This is a genomic window from Coleofasciculus sp. (genome assembly GCF_046539235.1).
Classification (GTDB): domain Bacteria; phylum Cyanobacteriota; class Cyanobacteriia; order Cyanobacteriales; family Coleofasciculaceae; genus Coleofasciculus.
The window spans coordinates 1-3,716 of the sequence record NZ_JBKHHI010000543.1 but is presented as its reverse complement, the minus strand read 5'-3'; the positions used below and the strand labels follow the sequence as shown (position 1 = coordinate 3,716).

Sequence of the window (3,716 nt, the reverse complement as noted above, 5' to 3'; positions counted from 1 at the left end):
GCCCCTACTTGGTTACCAAGCCCCTACTTGGTTACCAAGCCCCTACATTTTTATTCGGGGTGATGAATCCGGACATCATATAATAAGTTGGGGCATCCAGAAACCGGAGACTGGATGTCCAATCCTTAGCTATCATGCATTTAAATTGGGTATTGGTAGCGAGCAATATGCAAAGCCTGCGGCATGGCTTCGCTAAACGCACTACAAGATTTTGCCATTATTTAGATTAAGGTTTAAATGCCGAACAGCTTAATCCGCATAACCTCTCAAGTTTACATTTTCCCAAACAGATTAAAATCCCAATAAAAGATAGGTTTCATTTTCTTGTTGAGTAACCGTTTGTTTCCAGCTCATTTCCGGGGAGACATCTTCAAACAGCAGAAATAACTGATTATCAACATTCATGCTATAGATATCAATATAATCCGGTCGCTGCGGATTATGGGAACGAGCCACACCTTCCAACCTAAAATCTTCTGTTTTTCCTGACAAAACAGCCAATAATATATCATCTAAACCAATCAACTCTGGAAAACTAACACTAACTGCCTTTCCCATAGTTAATTTTTCAGGAAAATCACAAAACCTTTGAGCTTGCTCAGAAATCTCTCGAATGGTTAAATCGGGATTAAGGATCAAATACTCCATCTGACGCATTGCCACAAACCGTTCCAGAATCGGATTAAGCTTTGACGCCGTTTGCAGTTCACACAGATCCTTCAAACGATAACCGAACCCATACACGGTTTCAATAATGTCACCTACACCCGCTTTTTTGAGCTTGCGTCGTAATCCTTTCACATGTGCCTTAACCGTTTCCCGATTGGGTGGATCTCCGAACGTCCAAAGTTTCTCAATAATATAATCTTGACTAAATATCCGGGTTGGAGAGGACATCAACAAATATAAAAGACCATATTCTTTGGGAGATAGACGCAAGGGTTGTCCCTGATAGGTTACTTCACAGGTACTCGGATCGATTTCCAATTTTCCCCATTGCAACGTTGGTGTATTAGCATCCCAGTTACGTCTGAGTAATGCCCGAATACGAGCCGCTAACCCCTCAACGGGACAGGGTTTAATCACATAGTCATCAGCGCCTGCATCTAAGCCCGCCACCATATCTTGCGTTGCTGCGGATGCACTCAGTAAAACAATTGGACTGGTATTTCCCGCTTGTCTTAAACGACGACAAAGACTAATACTATCCAAATGAGGTAAATTAATATCAAGCAAAATTAGATCGTAGTTATAGGCTAAAGCATTGTCTAACCCCGTGTCACCGTCCTGGGCTAGATCAACAACATAATTTTGTTGAGTTAACCCTGCCACAATGGTTTTGGCTAAGGTAGGATTATCTTCAACAACTAAAAGTTTCATACTCTTCCCCGTTTGAAAAATAGATGATCCTGAATTTTCCTTAGATACCCCCAGTTTATATTGAGGCAAGTCCTCCCTTGTCTGCACCTCAGCATTCCCGACATCGTTTGGGATAATGTTTTACCAAGACACAGAGATGGGGCATAGGAATAAAATATATCCACAGACAGAAGAGATTCTGTCCACCTGAAACCCCTATTCTGCCTCACTGCCAAAGAGTATGGTAAACAAACAAGGGAATTGTAATAGATGTTAAAAACAGAACCGGCTGATTCTATATCATTGTCGATGAGTCCCCAGGAACGTAACCTGCTCAAGCACCTGGTAGACTACTCCTCTATCCAGTCTCTGCCAGAAATTTGGTCGATCGCAGCGCAGCGATTTGGACAGATTATTGCCCTCAGAGATCCCCATACCCAACCCGAGGTGATCTTCACGTACACCCAGTTGGTACGCCAGATTCAACAATTAGCGGCGGGATTACAAACCCTGTTTGATAATCCGGTGATCAAAGCGGAACAAGAGTCCTCGGATCTGCCTCCCCGTATCGCCTTGATTGCCGATAACAGCCCCCGTTGGCTGATTGCGGATCAGGGGATCATGACAGCTGGGGCGGCAAATGTGGTTCGCAGCGCCCAAGCTGATCCTGATGAACTGCGGTATATTTTAGAACACAGTGGCAGTATTGCTTTAGTTGCCCAAGATACGAAAACACTGACCAAACTCAGACCTCATCTTGACGATTTGCCGATTCAGTTTGTGATCATACTCTCCGATGAAGAGCCACCTGCTGAAGACAAACTCAAGGTTTTCAATTTCTCTGAGGTGATGAGTCTGGGGTCAAAAACAACTCTACAACCCGTTCAGGCGACCCGTCAAACCCTCGCCACCTTAATGTACACCTCCGGCACCACCGGGAAACCCAAGGGGGTAATGTTAAGTCATGGCAACCTGCTGCATCAAGTCACCACATTTGGTATCGTCCTCCAACCCAAAGGAGGCGATCGCATCTTAAGTATTTTACCAACGTGGCATGTCTACGAACGCACCGTTGAATACTTCCTCCTCTCCCAAGGGTGTACCCAAATTTACACCACGATTCGCCATGTCAAAGCCGATCTCAAAGCCTTTAAACCCATCTACATGATCGGCGTTCCTCGGCTGTGGGAATCGATTTATGACGGGGTGCAAAAGCAGTTTCGGGAGCAACCACCGAACAAGCAAAAATTAGTGTATACCTTACTGGATATCAGTCAGCGCTACATTAAAGCGCGGCGAATCGCCCAAGGGTTAGACTTGAACCAGCTTAACTCTAGTCCCCTGGAACGCCTCAGCGCCAGCATCCAAGCCTCACTCCTGTTACCCGCCCACAAATTAGCCGACAAACTAATTTATCAAACCGTGCGGGAGGCAACCGGGGGTCAAATCAAAACCATTATCAGTGGTGGAGGTTCCCTGGCAATGCATTTAGAAAACTTCTTTGAAATTGCTGGGATTGAGATTCTGGTGGGGTATGGACTCACTGAAACCTCTCCCGTGACGAATGTTCGCCGGATGGAACGGAATCTGCGCCGTTCCTCCGGATTACCCATGCCCGGAACCCAGATTCGCATTGTTGATCCCGAAACCAGTAAACCCTTACCCACAGGGAAACAGGGGTTAGTTTTGGTGAAAGGACCGCAAGTGATGCAAGGCTACTATAAAAATCCCGAGGCGACAGCAAAAGCCATTGATTCCGAGGGATGGTTTGATACTGGAGATTTAGGATGGGTGACTCCCAACAATGATTTAGTCTTGACAGGACGGGCAAAAGATACCATCGTATTGACCAACGGCGAAAATATCGAGCCGCAACCGATTGAAGATGCCTGTCTGCGAAGTCCTTATATTGAGCAAATTATGCTAGTGGGTCAAGATCAGCGATCGCTGGGGGCATTAATTGTGCCGAATCTGGAAGTCCTGCAACAGTGGGCAGCCGCTGAAAATGTTACCCTAAACTTGCCCAACTCTGATACGAACGAGGACAGCGAGTCGTTCCGGACGGGTATTGACCTGAAAAGTAAAGAGGTGCAGAACCTATTCCGGCAAGAATTGAATCGGGAAGTCAAAAATCGACCAGGTTATCGCCCTGATGATCGCATTGGTCAATTTGCACTGATTTTAGAACCCTTTTCCATAGAAAATGGCATGATGACTCAAACACTGAAAATCCGGCGACCCGTTGTTACTCAACGATATCACGATATCATTAACGGGATGTTCGCCCCTATTGCGGGGAAATAGGGTGAAAGAGTCTGCTGGCAAGTTGCCTGTTGCTCTTAACATGATTATGCCCC

The 3,716-nt window shown here is 45.8% G+C and carries 3 protein-coding genes; 2 read left to right on the top strand and 1 reads right to left on the bottom strand.

Features of this window, described 5'->3' with window-relative positions; translation table 11 throughout:
• Positions 1-196, top strand: a 196-nt coding sequence (locus ACLFWI_RS28305; RefSeq protein WP_446415703.1) for a hypothetical protein, incomplete at its 5' end; no start/stop codon positions are given.
• Between the two features lie 95 nt (positions 197-291).
• Here ACLFWI_RS28305 and ACLFWI_RS28300 read toward each other — a convergent pair.
• On the bottom strand, positions 292-1,380 hold the full coding sequence (locus tag ACLFWI_RS28300) for a response regulator (protein ID WP_446415702.1): 1,089 nt from the start codon (positions 1,378-1,380) through the stop codon (positions 292-294).
• 249 nt (positions 1,381-1,629) lie between these two features.
• Here ACLFWI_RS28300 and ACLFWI_RS28295 point away from each other — a divergent pair, with 249 nt between their 5' ends.
• On the top strand, positions 1,630-3,663 hold the full coding sequence (locus tag ACLFWI_RS28295) for an AMP-dependent synthetase/ligase (RefSeq protein WP_446415701.1): 2,034 nt from the start codon (positions 1,630-1,632) through the stop codon (positions 3,661-3,663).
• Positions 3,664-3,716 lie beyond the last annotated feature (53 nt).